The 16,213-nt window shown below is 71.2% G+C and carries 11 protein-coding genes; 3 read left to right on the top strand and 8 right to left on the bottom strand.

Annotated features, from left to right (window positions below):
• Window positions 1-209: 209 nt before the first annotated feature.
• Window positions 210-3,377, top strand: coding sequence for an arabinosyltransferase domain-containing protein (locus ABTZ89_RS21695; protein WP_351047497.1), 3,168 nt, complete (start codon window positions 210-212; stop codon window positions 3,375-3,377).
• A 225-nt stretch (window positions 3,378-3,602) separates the two neighbouring features.
• Here the strand turns inward: ABTZ89_RS21695 and ABTZ89_RS21690 are convergent, their stop codons facing one another.
• From ABTZ89_RS21690 to ABTZ89_RS21670, 5 genes are all read right to left on the bottom strand, one after another.
• Entirely contained in the window at window positions 3,603-6,599 is a 2,997-nt protein-coding gene (locus tag ABTZ89_RS21690) for a translation initiation factor IF-2 N-terminal domain-containing protein (protein ID WP_351047494.1), read from the bottom strand.
• A 167-nt stretch (window positions 6,600-6,766) separates the two neighbouring features.
• Window positions 6,767-7,561, bottom strand: a complete 795-nt coding sequence (locus ABTZ89_RS21685) for a TIGR03936 family radical SAM-associated protein (RefSeq protein ID WP_351047491.1) — start codon at window positions 7,559-7,561, stop codon at window positions 6,767-6,769.
• 263 nt (window positions 7,562-7,824) lie between these two features.
• Entirely contained in the window at window positions 7,825-9,789 is a 1,965-nt protein-coding gene (locus tag ABTZ89_RS21680) for a TIGR03960 family B12-binding radical SAM protein (protein WP_351047488.1), read from the bottom strand.
• A gap of 76 nt (window positions 9,790-9,865) precedes the next feature.
• Entirely contained in the window at window positions 9,866-10,276 is a 411-nt protein-coding gene (ndk, locus tag ABTZ89_RS21675; RefSeq protein WP_270949348.1) for a nucleoside-diphosphate kinase, read from the bottom strand.
• Window positions 10,277-10,447: 171 nt separating this feature from the next.
• Complete coding sequence (locus tag ABTZ89_RS21670; RefSeq protein WP_270949351.1) at window positions 10,448-11,980, bottom strand: alkaline phosphatase D family protein; 1,533 nt, start codon at window positions 11,978-11,980, stop codon at window positions 10,448-10,450.
• A gap of 153 nt (window positions 11,981-12,133) precedes the next feature.
• Between ABTZ89_RS21670 and ABTZ89_RS21665 the strand changes: the two genes are divergently transcribed.
• Entirely contained in the window at window positions 12,134-13,234 is a 1,101-nt protein-coding gene (locus tag ABTZ89_RS21665; protein ID WP_351047483.1) for a zinc-binding dehydrogenase, read from the top strand.
• A gap of 60 nt (window positions 13,235-13,294) precedes the next feature.
• On the opposite strand, the gene ABTZ89_RS21660 is transcribed toward ABTZ89_RS21665, so the two are convergent.
• The 3 genes from ABTZ89_RS21660 to ABTZ89_RS21650 form a co-directional block, all read right to left on the bottom strand.
• Window positions 13,295-13,777 (bottom strand): DUF4233 domain-containing protein, encoded by a 483-nt coding sequence (locus ABTZ89_RS21660; protein ID WP_270949353.1) that lies wholly within the window; start codon window positions 13,775-13,777, stop codon window positions 13,295-13,297.
• 31 nt (window positions 13,778-13,808) lie between these two features.
• The gene (folC, locus tag ABTZ89_RS21655; RefSeq protein ID WP_351047480.1) at window positions 13,809-15,176 is read right to left on the bottom strand and encodes a bifunctional tetrahydrofolate synthase/dihydrofolate synthase; all 1,368 of its coding nucleotides are present in this window, start codon (window positions 15,174-15,176) and stop codon (window positions 13,809-13,811) included.
• 152 nt (window positions 15,177-15,328) lie between these two features.
• A complete protein-coding gene (locus ABTZ89_RS21650) occupies window positions 15,329-15,784 on the bottom strand; it encodes a helix-turn-helix domain-containing protein (protein WP_270949355.1) in 456 nt (151 codons plus the stop codon).
• On the opposite strand from ABTZ89_RS21650, the gene ABTZ89_RS21645 reads away from it, so the two are divergent.
• The coding region (locus ABTZ89_RS21645) for a class I SAM-dependent methyltransferase (protein WP_351047476.1) at window positions 15,765-16,213 on the top strand (449 nt) is incomplete at its 3' end. The genes ABTZ89_RS21650 and ABTZ89_RS21645 overlap by 20 nt on opposite strands.

Below are 16,213 nucleotides of genomic sequence, written 5' to 3'. Positions count from 1 at the left end.
ACACAGTTTCAATTGAAACTGTGGTTGACGCAACGACCGGTCCGCTGATCGACTACTGATGCGTAACGGCGCGAGGTCCGGGCGATAACGGCGCGCTCACCGCCGGGGGTGCACTCGCCCGCGCGCGTAGGCACCCCCGTAAGGTGCTGCGCGTGCACTCGGCGAAGCGACTTCGGCTGTCTGCCGCAATCCTCGGAATCGTCGGGACGGTGCTTGCGCTCCTGATCCCGTTCCTCCCGGTCAATCACAACATCACCACGCTGAAGTGGCCGACCGCGGAAGGCACCAGATCGGTGTCGGCACCGCTGGTCGCGTACTCACCGCTGTGGTTGAACGCGGAGGTGCCCTGCGCTGCCGTCCGGAGTCTGGACGAGCGCACGGCCGGGCCGGGCATGCTGCTCAGCACCAATCCCCCGTCCTCGGACTTCGGCAAGCTGACCGGTCTGGTCCTGCAGGTCGACAACGGCCAGGCCGCGCTGTTCTCCAAGGGGCAGCAGGTCGGCACGGTCGAGCTGCCGCCAGGTGATTGCGCGATCAAGCTCCGCGCCGACGCCGGGGGCACCACCGCCACCGTCGGCGGCAAGCAGTGGGCGAGCGTCCTCGGCGACCAGCGGCCCCAGCTGACCGGCATCTACTCCACGCTCGACAACAACGTCGACGACGTCCACGGCCTGTCCTTCGAGGCCCGCGTGGACAACCGGTTCAGCACCGAGGCCACCGCGCTCAAGCTGGTCGTGATGGCGCTGACGGTCGCCGCGTTCATCGGCTCCGTGTTCTGCCTGCGGCGACTGGACGTGCGCGCCGGGCGGCGCGCGCCGAAACTCGCCCCGATCGGGTGGTGGAAGCCGACGCTGCGCGACGCATCGGTGTTCATCGCGCTGGGCGTGTGGTGGCTGATCGGGGCGATGACCTCCGACGACGGCTACGTGCTCAGCATGGTGCGCTCCGAGCAGAGCGCCGGGTACGTCAGCAACTACTACCGCTGGTTCGCCAACCCCGAATCGCCGTTCGGGTGGTTCTACGAGGTCTACGCGCTCTGGGTGCAGGTCTCGACCGCGACCCCGTGGGTGCGCCTGCCCGCGCTGCTGATGGGCATCGTGTCCTGGCTGCTGATCAGCCGCGAGGTGCTGCCGCGCCTGGGCCAGCAGGTCCGGCGTTCCAACGCCGCGGGCTGGGCCGCCGCCGCCGTCTTCCTGGCCTTCTGGCTGCCGTACAACAACGGCCTCCGCGCTGAGCCGGTCGTGGTGCTGTTCTCGCTGCTGGCGCTGTGCGCCGTCGAGCGCGCCGTGGCCACCGGGCGGCTGATGCCCGCCGCGCTGGGCTTGGTGGGCGCGGCGCTGTCGGTCGGCGTCAACCCGCACGGGTTGGTCGCGGTGCTGCCCTACATCGCTGCGATCAAGCCGCTGTACCGGTTGGTGCGCAAGCGGGCCCAGGAGTTCGGCTGGCTGCCCGTGCTCGCGCCGATCAGCGCGTCCGGCTTCGTGATCCTGACCTTGGTGTTCTACGACCAGACCTTCCGGTCGGTCCTGGACTCGATGGAGCTCAAGACCACCTTCGGCCCCAACGGCCGGTGGTACGAGGAGCTCAGCCGCTACGCCCTGCTGTTCAGCCAGAGCCCGGACGGCTCGATGACCCGGCGCTTCCCGGTGCTGCTGGTCATCCTGTGCCTGGTGATGTGCGCGGTCGTGCTGCTGCGCCGCAACCGCATCCGGGGTGCGGCGCTGGGCCCGAGCCGGCGCCTGCTGGCGATCACCGCGATGTGCTTCGCGGTGCTGGCCCTCACCCCCACCAAGCACACCCACCACTTCGGCATCTTCGCCGCGTTCGGCGGCGCGCTGGCCGCGCTGACGGCGTTGGCGACCAGCACCACGGTGCTGCGCTCGCGCCGCAACCGGGCAGCGTTCATCGCCGGGCTGATGGTGATCCTGGCCTTCGCCGCCACCGGCCCCAACGCCTGGTGGTACGTCTCGGGCTGGGGCATCCCGTGGTTCGACAAGCCGCCGTCGATCAAGGCCTACAACTTCAGCACGCTGTTCCTGTTCTTCGCCGCGGTCGCGGGCATCATCGCGCTGATCGAGCACCTGCGCATCGACGAGAACAACCCGAAGATCGTCGACGAGAGCTGGGACAGCCCGGAGAAGCGCAGCCGCGCGCTGCGCCTGGGCACCGCGCCGCTGTCCGTGCTGTGCGCGTTGCTGGTGGTCTTCGAACTGGCGGGCTTCGGCAAGGCCATCCAGAAGCAGGACGACACGTACAACCTCGGTGTGGACAACATCAAGCAGCTGACCGGGTCCAGCTGCGGGCTGTCCGACTACATCGACGTGGAGACCGATCCGCGGGCCGGTGTGCTGCCGGTGTCGCCCGAGCAGCCCACCGCGGCCGCTCCGGTGACCGACAAGGCCGTGCCGGTTCCGCCGAAGCGGCTGGTCGGCCACGAGACCGCCCAGGAGTACCTGAAGCCGAAGGAAGTCGGTTTCAGCCGTCCCGGTGTGCCGACCAGCAACCCCAACGACCCGGAGGAGCCGAACTTCCGGCCGCCGAACCAGTTCGGCGGGGACGACGCCCCGGTGTGGGGCAGCTACGACGAGGCGGGCCTCGGCACCGGCGAGCTGCGCACGCCCTGGTTCGACCTGCCCGAGGAGGCGCTCAGCGGCAAGGTGCCGGTCGTGCTGAGCATGGCCGGCGCGGAGACCGGGGCGAACTCGGTGGTGCTGGAGTTCGGCCGGGACACCCCCCGCGGCTTCGAGATCACCGGCCGCTACAAGGCCGAGCAGGGCCCGCCGCCCGGTTGGCGCGACCACCGCTACACCCTCGGCGCCGAGGCCGAGGGCGCCACGAAGATGCGGCTCATCGCGGTCGACCAGGCGCTCGGCGCGGACGGCTGGCTGGCGGTGAGCACGCCGCGCGTGCCGAAGCTGACCGACATGACCCAGCTCGTGGGCAACGCCCCGACGTTCGTCGAGTGGCCCGCCGCGCTGGTGCACCCGTGCCTGCAGATCTCGGGCCTGTACGACGGCATCGCCGAGATGCCGCAGTTCCGGGTGTCTGCCGGTGAGCTGGTCCGCGACGTCGGCGAGGGCTGGTCCTCGCCGGACGCGGGTGGACCGTTCGGCTGGCTGAACGTGGCGTCGAGCGTGCGGGAACTGCCGACCTACCTGCGCGGCGCCCCGCAGCAGGACTGGGGCTCGCTGTACGTCGTGCACCCGTACGACGCGAACGCGCTCCCGGCGAAGGCGGCGCTGGAGATCCACCCGGAGACCCACTGGGGCACGTGGTCGCCAGGAGAGCTGACCCAGGCGGTCCAGCTGCCGGGTGACATGCCGAGCTCGGACGACCGGACCGACATCCCCACGTTCGACTCGAACCAGCAGAACTGACGGAACACCCGAAGGGCCCTTCCGACCAGCGGTCGGAGGGGCCCTTCTTTCACGTCCGGGACCGGCCGACACTCCTCGCCGGGTCCGCGAGCGTTCGGCCTGGGGACCCCACCGCTCGAACTCAGGTGGTGCGCCGCCGGGTGAACTCGTGCACAAGTAGAACGGGCCGGAAAAGCAGAATGGCCGATCCGTTCGTGAACGGATCGGCCATTCCCGGCTGTTCGGTCAGCCCTCGACGGGCGGGCCGGCGGGGCGCGACGACGACCGGCGACGCACCCGGCGGACCGGGGCTGCCGGCGCGACCTCGGGCATGCCGTTGTCGGCTGGCTTGGCCGGCTCGGCGGGCTTGGTGATCACCAGCGGCGCCACCGGCGCGCCAGCGCTCGCGGTCGCTCGCGTCGCCTTGCGGCGACGGCCGTTCGCTCCGGCCTTCGCCGCCGGGGCGGCTTCGGCCTTCGGCTCCGCCGCGGTCGGCTCAGCGGCCTTCTCGGCCGGCTTCGCCTCCTCGACCGGCTTCGCCTCCTCGGCCGGCTTCGCCTCCTCGACCGGCTTCGCCTGCTCCACCGGCTTCGCCGACTCGACCGGCTTCGCGGCCTCAGCGGGCTTCGCCGCTTCCGGCTTCTCCGCCGGGCGCTCCTTCGGAGCTTCCGCGGGCTTCGGCTCCGCCTCGCGCTTCTCGGCGGGCTTCGCCTCCGGCGCCTTCACCTCGACCGGCTTCGCGGGCTCCGCCTTCGGCGCCTCGGCCTTCGGCGACTCCTTCACCGGCTCCGGGGCCTTGGCCTCGGTGCGCTCGGGCTGCTCGTCCTGCTGCTTGCCGCGGTTGCGGTTGCGGCGGGAGCCGTTGTTGTTGTTCCCACCGCCGCCACCGCCGTGGCCGTTGTGGTGCTGGGTCGGCTCGGTGGAGACCAGCAGGCCTCGGCCGCGGCAGTGCTCGCAGGTGCTGCTGTAGGCCTCGAGCAGGCCGGTGCCGACCCGCTTGCGGGTCATCTGCACCAGGCCCAGCGAGGTCACCTCGGCGACCTGGTGGCGGGTGCGGTCGCGGCCCAGGCACTCGGTGAGGCGGCGCAGCACCAGGTCGCGGTTCGACTCCAGCACCATGTCGATGAAGTCGATGACGATGATGCCGCCGATGTCGCGCAGCCGGAGCTGGCGGACGATCTCCTCGGCCGCTTCCAGGTTGTTGCGGGTGACGGTCTCCTCGAGGTTGCCGCCCGAGCCGGTGAACTTGCCGGTGTTGACGTCGATGACCGTCATGGCCTCGGTGCGGTCGATCACCAGGTAGCCGCCGGAGGGCAGCCAGACCTTGCGGTCCAGGGCCTTGGCGATCTGCTCGTTGATCCGCTGCTCGGTGAACACGTCGTTCTTGCCGACGTGCTTGACCAGCCGCTGCGCCAGGTCGGGCGCGACGTGCTGGACGTAGGCCTCGATGGTGTCCCAGGCGTCGTTGCCCTGGACCGTCATCTGCGAGAAGTCCTCGGTGAACAGGTCGCGGACGACCTTGATCAGCAGGTCCGGCTCCTCGTAGAGCAGCTGCGGGGCCTGCGCGCCGGGGGTCTCGGCCTTCTCCTTGATGACCTCCCACTGCGCCTGCAGGCGGCGCACGTCGCGGTCCAGCGCTTCTTCGCTGGTGCCTTCCGACGCGGTGCGGATGATCACCCCGGCGTTGTCCGGGACGATCCGCTTGAGGATCTCCTTGAGCCGCTTGCGCTCGGTGTCGGGCAGCTTGCGGCTGATGCCGGTGGCGCCGCCGCCCGGCACGTACACCAGGAAGCGACCGGGCAGGCTGATCTGGGTGGTCAGCCGGGCGCCCTTGTGACCGACCGGGTCCTTGGTGACCTGCACCAAGACGCTGTCACCGGTCGACAGCGCCTGCTCGATGCGGCGCGCCTTGCCGGCCAGCCCGGCGGCGTCCCAGTCGACCTCGCCGGCGTAGAGCACCGCGTTGCGGCCGCGGCCGATGTCGACGAAGGCGGCTTCCATGCTGGGCAGCACGTTCTGCACGCGGCCCAGGTAGACGTTGCCGACCAGCGAGCCGGTGCCCGACGAGGTCACGAAGTTCTCGACGAGGACGTTGTCCTCGAGCACCGCGATCTGCGTCTGGTCGCCGTTCTGGCGGACGGCCATCTTGCGGTCCACCGACTCGCGGCGGGCCAGGAACTCGGCCTCGGAGAGCACCGGGGCGCGGCGGCGACCGGCCTCGCGGCCGTCCCGGCGGCGCTGGCGCTTGGCCTCCAGGCGGGTCGAGCCCTTGACCGCGCGGACCTCGTCGTCGCTGCTGTCCTGGCGGGTCTCGGCGGCGGCCGGCTCGCGGACGTGCACGACGGTGTTCGGCGGGTCGTCCTCGCGGGCACCGCTCTCGTCGTCGGACCCGCCCTTGCGGCGGCGGCGACGACGGCGACGGCGGTTCGACTCGCCGGAGCCCTCGGACTCGGCGGCCGGCTGCTCCTCGGTGGTCTCCGCCTCGGCGGGCTGCTCGGCGGCCTCGGCGGTGGTGGTCTCCTCGGAAGCCTCCGACTCCCCGTCACCGCTGGTCTCGCCATCAGCACCGCGACCGCGACCGCGACCGCGGCGACCCCGGCGACGGCGGCGACGGCCACCGCCCTCGGAGTCCTCCTCGGACTCGGTCTCCGCCTCGGTCCCGGCCGGTGCTTCGGTCTTGGTCTCGGCCGGCTCCTCCGCCGCAGCGGGTGCCGGCGCGGTCTTCTGCTCGGGACGCGGCTCCTGCGGCGACGGGGCCAGGAACATGGCCTCCGGCGCGGCGAACGTCGGCGTCAACCCGGCGGACGCGCCGCCCTCGGGGGTCGCTTCCCGATCGGCCGACGCGAAGTGCGCAGCGGGCACCGCCGGAGCCTGCTCGGGCTCCGGGGCGGCTTGCTCGGCAGCCGGTTCCTCGGCCGCGGGCTGCTCGGGCTCGGCCTTCTCCTCCGGCGCGGCGGCCGGGGCTTCCGGCTGCTCGGCCGGGGTCTCCGGCTCCACCAGCTCCGGGTTCAGGGCCTGCACGACCTGCAGCGCCACCTCGCGGGTGATGTTCGACTGAGCGCTGCGAACCGATTCGCCGATCGACTCGAGCGTGTTGATGATCTCCCGGCTGCTGGAACCCAGCAGCTTGGCCAGTGCGTGCACGCGGAGCTTGGCCGGCAGTTCGATGCTGCCCTGCTCTGCTCCGGTAGGTGTGGGCGATTGCCCGCTGGCGCTTCCAGCGGGCGTATCCGTGTTCAACATCCAGCTCCTCCGCCCCCGGGCGCGTCCGGGTGGACGCGGCCGCACAGAGGCATGTGCGTTCTTCGGTCTCCGCCGCCCGCGGGCGACGGCAATTCTTCGTGGTCCCTCCGCCCCCAGCCTTCAGGCCGGGAAGTCACACGGCGGGTCGACGACGTCCGCGCCGTCCGTCACCCGGCCGTGGGCTCCCCCGCCGGGCTCCGGTCGGCGCCTGAGTCCTGGGCCAACGGGTCGGCGATACCGCCTCCGTCGTCGAGCCGACCCTGTTCCAGCCGGGTCGCGCTCGCGGCGGCCGACGGTGCCAGACCGGCGACGACACGCAGGGCGCTCAGTACGTCGTCGGGCCGTACGACGGGTGTTGTCTGCCGCACGACCGTTACAAGTATCCCATACGGTTCCGATGCCTTCGGCCAATCGTCCACCTGGGCGGTTGCGACCGAATTTTGATCACTCTGCGCGACCGCTCCGCCGGACTCCTGGACCTCCGCGCTGAGCAGCGCCGCCCGCGCGTCGATGGTGCGGCGACCGTCCTTGGTCATCCGCTCCACGAGCGCGGTGTCGGCCGCCATCAGCGCGGTGACGGCGTCGCGCAGCTCCGCGACGTCCGTGCCGGGCAGGTCGATCCGCCACCTGCTGACCTCGAGCTTGTCCGCCAGCGGGCCCGGCTGGGCCGGCACGGCGTCGAGCACGTCGATGCCGTCGGGCAGCGCGGCGTTGAGCTCGGCGCGCAGCGCGGCCGGCTCGACCTGCTCCACCAGCTGGAGCTCGACGTACTCGGCAACGCTGGACACCCCGGTGGGCACCGCGCCCGCCCAGGACACCTTCGGGTGCGGGCTGAAGCCCTGGGAATACGCCATCGGTACCCCGGCCCGTCGCAGCGCGCGCTCGAAGGTGCGCGCCACGTCGCGGTGCGAGGTGAACCGCAGCCGTCCCCGCTTGGCGTAGCGAAGCCGCAGCTTCTGCACCGGCGCAGCCGAGGGATTGGGGTGATCTCGCCGACTCAGGATGCCCTCCCGACCATGATCGTCATCGGCGGTCCTGGAACGACCGCTCCAATGCCGATGCTTGCTTGCTCAACCGCAGTGTGACAACACCTGCGGGCCAGTTTTCGAAGGACCGTACCGCGCGGAGCGCCCCCGCACCGAGCTCTCGCCCGACCGGCCGCCGGCCCGGTGGGATCCGGCGGCCGTTCCGGGCGAATGGCCCCGACCAGCGCTTCCGGCCGGCGTCAGCCCTGGGTGAAGGCCGGGTTGCGGACCGGCGAGCCCTGCCCGACCGGGGAGATCGGAAGCAGCTTGCGGCCCGTCGGACCGACCTCGATGTCGGTGCCCATGGTCGGGCACACGCCGCAGTCGAAGCACGGCGTCCAGCGGCAGTCGTCCTGCTCGCGGGCGTCCAGCGCGTCCTGCCAGTCCGCCCAGAGCCACTCCTTGTCCAGGCCGGAGTCGAGGTGGTCCCACGGCAGGACCTCGCCCTCGGTCCGCTCCCGGGTGGTGAACCAGTCCAGGTCCACCCCCAGCGGCTCCAGCTCGGCCGCGGCGCAGGAGACCCAGCGCTCGTACGAGAAGTGCTCGTTCCAGCCGTCGAACCGGCCGCCCTCGCGCCACACCCGCTCGATGACCCGCCCGATCCGCCGGTCACCGCGGGAGAGCAGGCCTTCGATCATCGACGGCTTGCCGTCGTGGTAGCGCATGCCGATGTTGCGGCCGATCTTGCGGTCGGAGTTGATCGCCTCGCGCAGCTTGCGCAGCCGCGAGTCGACGGTGTCCGGGTCGGTCTGCGAAGCCCACTGGAACGGGGTGTGCGGCTTGGGCACGAACCCGCCGATGGAGATCGTGCACCGGATGTCCTTGCGCCCGGAGGCCTCGCGACCAGCGCGGATGACCTCCTTGGCCATCTCGGCGATCTGCAGCACGTCGTCGTCGGTCTCGGTGGGCAGACCGCACATGAAGTACAGCTTGACCTGCCGCCAGCCGTTGGCGAAGGCCGCCGAGACGGTGCGGATCAGGTCCTCCTCGGACACCATCTTGTTGATCACGCGGCGGATCCGCTCGCTGCCGCCCTCCGGGGCGAACGTCAGACCGGAGCGGCGACCGTTGCGGGACAGCTCGTTGGCCAGGTCGATGTTGAACGCGTCCACCCGGGTCGACGGCAGCGACAGACCGGTGTTGGTTCCCTCGTAGCGGTCGGCCAGGCCCTTGGTGATCTCGGCGATCTCGGAGTGGTCGGCCGAGCTCAGCGACAGCAGCCCGACCTCCTCGAACCCGGTGGCCTCCAGACCGCGCTGCACCATCTCGCCGATGCCCTCGATGGAGCGCTCGCGCACCGGCCGGGTGATCATCCCGGCCTGGCAGAACCGGCAGCCGCGGGTGCAGCCGCGGAAGATCTCCACGCTCATCCGCTCGTGCACGCTCTCGGCCAGCGGGACCAGCGGCTGCTTCGGGTACGGCCAGTCGTCGAGCTCCATGGTGGTGCGCTTGAAGACCCGGTACGGGGCGCGCTCCTGGTTGGGCACGACCTGGTCGATGGCGCCGTCGTCGCGGTAGCTGACGTCGTAGAACTTCGGGACGTACACCCCGCCCGACTCGGCCAGCCGCAGCAGCAGCTCGTCGCGGCCGCCCGGCCGCCCCTCCGCCTTCCAGCGGCGGATGGCCTCGGTGACCTCCAGGACGGCTTCCTCGCCGTCGCCGAGCACCGCCGCGTCCAGGAAGTCCGCGATCGGCTCCGGGTTGAACGCCGCGTGCCCGCCGGCCAGCACGATCGGGTGGTCGTCGGTGCGGTCGACGGCGTGGATCGGGATCCCCGCCAGGTCCAGCGCGCCGAGCAGGTTCGTGTAACCGAGTTCGGTGGCGAAGCTGACGCCCAGCACGTCGAAGGCACCGACCGGGCGGTGCGCGTCCACGGTGAACTGCGGGATGCCGTTCTCCCGCATCAGCTCCTCGAGGTCCGGCCACACCGCGTAGGTGCGCTCGGCCAGCACGTCCGGCTGCTCGTTGAGGATCTCGTAGAGGATCTGGACGCCCTGGTTGGGCAGTCCGACCTCGTAGGCGTCGGGGTACATCAGGCACCACCGGATGGCGGTGTCGTCCCACGCCTTCACCGTCGCGTTGAGCTCCCCACCCACGTACTGCACGGGTTTGGAGACACGCGAGAGCAGCGGTTCCAACCTGTCGAAAACGGACTCCACACGCACCCAACCAGGGTAAAGGCCCCGGTCCTCAGAAAAAGGGCCCGGGGCGAGTTCAAATGGTCTCCACCCGCTGGGGTGCTCAGAGCTCCGGGAACCAGAGCTTGAGCTCGCGCTCGGCGGACTCGGTGGAGTCCGAGCCGTGCACCAGGTTGAACTGGACCTCCAGGCCGAAGTCGCCGCGGATGCTGCCCGGGGCGGCCTTGTCGACCGGGTCGGTGCCGCCGGCCAGCTGGCGGAAGGCCGAGATGGCGCGCGGGCCCTCGACGCAGGCGGCCACGACCGGGCCGGAGGTGATGAACTCGATCAGCGAGCCGAAGAACGGCTTGCCGTCGTGCTCGGCGTAGTGCTGCTCGGCCAGCTCGCGGTCGACGTTCTTCAGCTCCAGCGCGACCAGCTTCAGGCCCTTGCGCTCGATCCGGCTGATCACCTCGCCGACCAGGCCGCGCTCGACACCGTCGGGCTTGACCAGGACCAGGGTGCGCTCGCTCACGGTTTCCTCCTTAAGCCACCTTCGGCGCCCGTGCGACCACGCACGGCGCCCGATTTGCCCGCCAGCGTATCGATGCAGGTGACACGCCCGACGCCGGGGCGCCATCACTCCGATGGAACCGCCGAATCACCCGGCGGTTCCATCATCTCGTCGGTGGGCGACCCGAGCCGGTCAGCGCTGCGGGTCGAGGGTCTTGGCCCAGAGGGAGCGGCCGGTCTGGTCCCGGAGGTCGACGGTGAGCTGGCCGGTCCGGGCGTCGATGTTGACCTCGCCGAAGTGCTGGAAGCCCTCGAGCGGGGAAGCGCCCTGGCGGGTCGGGGCGCTGAGGAACACCTGGTCGGGGCCGAAGGTCGGGTCCAGCTTGTTCGGGCCGAACGCACCTGCGTGCAGCGGGCCGGAGACGAACTCCCAGAACGGGTCGAAGCCGTCGAAGGCGGCGCGCTCCGGGGAGTACTCGATCGCCGCCGAGTAGTGCACATCCGCGGTCAGCCAGACCGTGTTGCGCACCGAGCGGCGCTTGATCTCCTGCAGCACCCAGGCCAGCTCGGCCTCGCGGCCGTTGGGCGCACCGGGCAGGCCGTTGGCCACCGCCTCGATCGCGTCGCCGTCGGGCACCACGATGCCGATCGGCATGTCCGAGGCGATCACCTTCCAGGTCGCCCGCGAGCGGCCCAGCTCCTCCACCAGCCAGCGGGCCTGGCGCTCGCCGAGGATCCGCTCCGGGCTGGTGCCCGGCGAGTTCGGGTCGCGGTAGCTGCGCATGTCGAGCACGAACACGTCGAGCAGCGGACCGTGCGAGACCTTGCGGTACACCCTGCCGTCCACCGCGTCCTGGCGGCGGGCCGGCTGCCACTCGTGGAACGCCTGGAACGCCCGCGCGGCGAGCACGTCCACGCGCTTCTCGGTGTACTTGTCCGAGTCCAAGATCTCGCCGGGGTACCAGTTGTTGGTGACCTCGTGGTCGTCCCACTGCACGAGCTGCGGCACCTGCGCGGTGAAGCGGCGGAAGTTCTCGTCGAGCAGGTTGTAGGCGAACTGCCCGCGGTACTCGGCCAGCGTTTCGGCGACCTTGGACTTCTCCGGGGTGACGATGTTGCGCCACACCCGCCCGTCCGGCAGCGTCACCGACTCCTGCAGCGGACCGTCGGAGTACACCGTGTCGCCGCTGTGCAGGAAGAAGTCCGGGTTCCGGGCGGCCATCGCGTTGTAGATCGTCATGCCGCCGAGGTCCGGGTTGATGCCCCAGCCCTGCCCGACGACGTCACCGGACCACAGGAAGCGCACGTCCCGGCGGACCAGCGGCGCGGTGCGGAAGGTGCCGGTCAGCGGCTCGCTGTCCACCCGGCCGTCCAGGTCCTGGGCGACGACGCGGTAGTGCACCTGCTGACCCGGCGGCAACCCGCCCAGCAGGACCTCGCCGGTTCCGTCGGTCTCCGGGGTCAGCAGCGGACCGGGGATCCGGCGCGCGTCGCGGAAGTCGGCGTGCCCGGAGATCTCGACGAACATCCGGGACGGCCGGTCGGCGCGGGTCCACACCACGGCGCCGTCCGGTCGCGGGTCGCCGAGCTGCACGCCGTGGGTCAGCGCGGGGCGTCCGGAGCGGGCGAAGGCCGGGGCGCCGGGCAGCAGCAGACCGGAGGCGGCGAGGCCGGTGGCGGCACCCTTCAGCAGGGTGCGCCGGTTCAGCGCGGGATTGGTGCTCATGCGCTGGTTCTATCCGCGCGAAACGGCTTGCGGTCCACCGGTGGTCGACGTCCAGGTGAAGAGTTCGTGCCCAATCCCAAGCCTGGTGCGCGGCGGTCCGGCGCGATAGCTTCACCTGCAAACCGACTGGCCGGTCTGACGAGGAGGGCCCGGATGCGCGCCGCCGTGCACACCGCTAGCAACCAGCCGATGCGGATCGAGGAACTCGCCGATCCGACGCCGAAGGCCGGTGAGGTCGCCATCGACGTGCGTTCCTGCGGTGCCTGCCACTCCGACCTGCACGTGCTCAAGGGCGAGCTGCCGTTCCCGGCGCCAGCAGTGCTGGGGCACGAGGTCGCGGGCGTGATCTCCGAAGTCGGTCCGGGCGTCACCGGGCTCGCGGTGGGCGACCCGGTGGTCACCAGCTTCATCATGCCGTGCGGCCAGTGCGCCCAGTGCGCCGCCGGGAACGAGGAGATCTGCCTGGACTTCTTCCAGTTCAACCGGGCCAAGGGACGGCTCTACGACGACGAGACCAGGCTGTTCCGGCCGGACGGCGACCCGGTGTGGATGTACTCCCAGGGCGGGCTCGCCGAGCGCTGCGTCACCCCGGCGACCTCGGTGTACAAGGTGCCCGACGGTGTTGAGCTGGCCGACGTCTCGTCGGTGGGCTGCTCGACGATGACCGCCTACGGCGCGCTGCGCCACGCCGCCGACCTGCGCGTCGGCGACACCGTCGCGGTCGTCGCGGCCGGCGGTGTCGGTTCGGCGCTGATCCAGCTGGCCGCGGTGTTCGGCGCGTCGATGATCATCGCGGTGGACATCAGCGACGAGAAGCTGGCCGGCGCCCGCGAACTCGGCGCGACGCACGTGGTCAACTCGGCCGAGGTGGACGCACCGGCCGCGATCCGCGAGCTCACCGGTGGGCGCGGGGTCGACGTCGCTTTCGAGGCGCTCGGCGCGGTGCCGACGTTCAACGTGGCCCGCGACTCGGTGGTCGAGGGCGGGCAGGTCGTGGTGGTCGGCATCGCCGCCCGCGGCACCACCGGCGAGTTCGACCTGGCGACCATCGCCCGCCGCAAGCTGCAGATCAAGGGCTCCTACGGCGCGAAGCCCCGCCGCGACATGCCGGTCCTGCTCGACCTGGTGGCCCGCGGCCTGCTCCGCCCGCAGGACGCGATCAGCCGCCGGTACACCTTCGACCAGGTTCAAGAGGCCTACGACGCCCTCAACCGAGGAGAGATCATCGGCCGAGCGGTCGTCGACATCAGCTGAGGCCCCTGGAACGACATCGCGGGAGCTCGAACGCCGAGCTCCCGCGAAATCGACCGGACGTCAGTCGGCCTGCTCCTCCGGCGGGTAGCCCGGAGGGTGGCCGAGCTGGTCGTAGAGCTGGCCTTCGCGCATGCGGCGGGCGACGTCGTTGCGGAGGTAGAGGATGTAGCCCCAGATCGCCGCGAAGATCGCGCCCATGATGCCGACCGACGGGTGCACGAAGTAGCACGCCATCATCGCCACCTGCAGCGCGAGCGCCACGCCGAGGCCCCACGGGCGGCGCTGCACGAACGCCGCCACCAGCATCAGCACCGACAGCACCGCGACGATGGCGAACCCGGCACCGGACACGCCGCCACCGAAGCGCCAGACCACCGGCAGCGCCAGCAGGAACGTGATGAACTCCAGCACCAGCGTGCCGGCCATGATCCCGCGCAGGCCCTTCCACGGGTCCCGCACGCCGGGCGGCGCCTCGGGCAACCCCTTGCCCGGTTCGGGCAACCCCTTGCCCGGTTCGGGCGTCTGCTCGTCGGTCACAGTCACAGTCCCGCCTCTCCGCGCTTCACAGGGCTGCTCACGCCGGTTCCTTGCCGAACAGGGCCCGGGCTTCGCCCGCGGTGACCACTGAGCCGGTGATCACCACACCGCCGCCGGACACCGCCTCACCTGGTTCTTCGGTCTCCTCGGCGAGCTGGATCGCGGTCTCGACGGCGTCGTCCAGGCGCGGTTCGACGACGATGCGGTCCGGGCCGAAGATGTCCTTGGCCACCGCCGCCAGCGCGTCGGGGTCCATCGCGCGCGGCGAGGAGGTCTTGGTCAGCACGACCTCCTCGACCACCGGCTCCAGCTCGGCCAGGATGCCGCGCGCGTCCTTGTCGTCGAGCACGCCGACCACGGCGACCAGGCGCCGGAAGGAGAACTCCGAGCTGAGCGCGTCGGCCAGGGCCCGAGCGCCGTGCGGGTTGTGCGCAGCGTCGACCAGCACCGTCGGCGCGGAGCGCACCCGCTCCAAGCGGCCGGGGGTGATGACGCCGGCGAAGGCCTCGCGGACCCGCTCCACGTCGAGCTGACGATCGGCGCCGGCTCCGAAGAACGCCTCGGTCGCGGCGAGCGCGAGGGCGGCGTTGCGCGCCTGGTGCTCACCATGCAGCGGCAGGAAGATCTCGTCGTAGACACCGCCGAGGCCTTGCAGGCGCAGCATCTGCCCGCCGACCGCGACGGTGCGGGCCAGCACGCCGAACTCCTGGCCCTCGCGGGCCACCGTGGCGTCGACCTCGGCGATGCGGTCCATGATCACCTGCTGCGCCGCCGCGGGCTGCGCGGCGACCACGGCGATCGAGCCGGGCTTGATGACCCCGGCCTTCTCCTTGGCGATCCCGGCGATGTCGTCACCGAGGTACTCCGCGTGGTCCAGCGCGATCGGGCAGACCACCGCGATCTTGGCGTCGGCGACGTTGGTGGCGTCCCAGCTGCCGCCCAGCCCGACCTCGACCACCGCCGCCTCCACCGGGGCGTCGGCGAAGGCCGCGAAGGCCATCCCGGTGAGCACCTCGAACTTGCTCATCTTCACGTCGCTGCGGGAGTCCACGATGGACACGTACGGCGCGACGTCGCGGTAGGCCTCGACGTAGGCCTCCGGGCTGATCGGCTTGCCGTCGATGCCGATCCGCTCGGTGGCCAGCTGCAGGTGCGGGCTGGTGTAGCGGCCGGTGCGCAGGCCGAGACCGCTCAGCAGGGCGTCGGTCATCCGCGAGGTGGACGACTTCCCGTTGGTCCCGGCGATGTGCACCACCGGGTAGCTCCGCTGCGGGTCGGCGAGCAGATCGGTGAGCAACTGGATCCGGTCCAGCGACGGTTCGATCTTGGTCTCCGGCCAGCGTTCGTTGAGCTCGGCCTCCACGGCGCGCAATTCCTGGAGCGCGGTGGGATCGGTGCCGGACAAGTGCCCACTCCCCTGCGAACGACGAAATGTCGAGGTCAGTCTACGGCTCTCCCCAGCTCGCGGGCCGAAGCCCTGCACGCAGGAGGCCGCAGTTTCAATTGAAACTGTGAATGCTCGTGGGCGGGATTCGCAGTTTCAATTGAAACTGCGGTTCAACGGGCGCTCGCGGGGTCGGCCAGTTCGTCGAGGGACCGCTGGAAGTTCGGGCACGTGGCGATGTCGGCGTGGTCGCAGTCCAGGGCGCACTCGACGAGGTCCAGGGACGCCTGGAGCTCGTCGATGCGGCGGCGGAGCTCGTCGCGATGGCGCTGCATGATCCGCTGCCGCGCACCGAGATCCGCGGGCGCCAGCATCTCCCCGATGGCGTCGAGGCCGAGTCCCGCCTGCTTGGCGCGGAGGATGATCGCCACCCGGTACAGGTCGTCCCGGCCGTACCGGCGACGTCCCGACACCCGGCGCGGCGCGAGCAGCCCCACCGACTCCCAGTGCCGCAGGACGTGCGTGGCGAGCCCGAAGTGCGCGGCCAGATCGCCGATGGCGAGTTCAGGTGTTGACTTCACGTCGACATGAAGTCGCAGGCTCGGCGGCATGTCAACCGCGAACCTCATCGAGATCCTCGACCGCTTCGACTCGCTGCCCGCGGCCGTGCAGCTGCGCGAGCGGTCGTACCAGCTGCTACCCGGCTCGGGCCCGGTCGCCGACATCGGCTGCGGGCCCGGCAGGGCCGTTGCCGAACTCCAGGACCGCGGCGTCGCGGCGATCGGTCTGGACGTCGACGAGGACATGATCGCGACGGCCCGCGACCGGTTCCCCGGGATCGACTTCCGGGTCGCCGATGCCGGCGCGCTGCCCTTCGCCGACGGCGAGCTGGCGGGCTACCGCGCGGAGAAGGTCTTCCACGCGCTCGCCGACCCGGTGGCGGCGCTGGCCGAGGCCAGGCGCGTGCTGGCGGGCTCGGTGCTGGTGCTGGTGGTGGCGCCGGTGCTGCTGGCGCTGGGGCTCGAGGCGCAGCCGGCGGTCGCGGCGGCATGGGTGCC

This window comes from Saccharopolyspora sp. NPDC002686 (assembly GCF_040295745.1).
GTDB lineage: Bacteria > Actinomycetota > Actinomycetes > Mycobacteriales > Pseudonocardiaceae > Saccharopolyspora > Saccharopolyspora oryzae.
Note: the sequence above shows the minus strand (reverse complement) of the source record. Positions and strands in the feature narration are given on the sequence as shown.

What these genes read in the sequence shown, in the direction of transcription:
- ABTZ89_RS21650 (WP_270949355.1), bottom strand. Translation starts at nt 15,784, where the DNA reads ATGAGGTTCGCGGTTGACATGCCGCCGAGCCTGCGACTTCATGTCGAC.
- ABTZ89_RS21670 (WP_270949351.1), bottom strand. Translation starts at nt 11,980, where the DNA reads ATGAGCACCAATCCCGCGCTGAACCGGCGCACCCTGCTGAAGGGTGCC.
- ABTZ89_RS21665 (WP_351047483.1), top strand. Translation starts at nt 12,134, where the DNA reads ATGCGCGCCGCCGTGCACACCGCTAGCAACCAGCCGATGCGGATCGAG.
- ABTZ89_RS21690 (WP_351047494.1), bottom strand. Translation starts at nt 6,599, where the DNA reads ATGTTGAACACGGATACGCCCGCTGGAAGCGCCAGCGGGCAATCGCCC.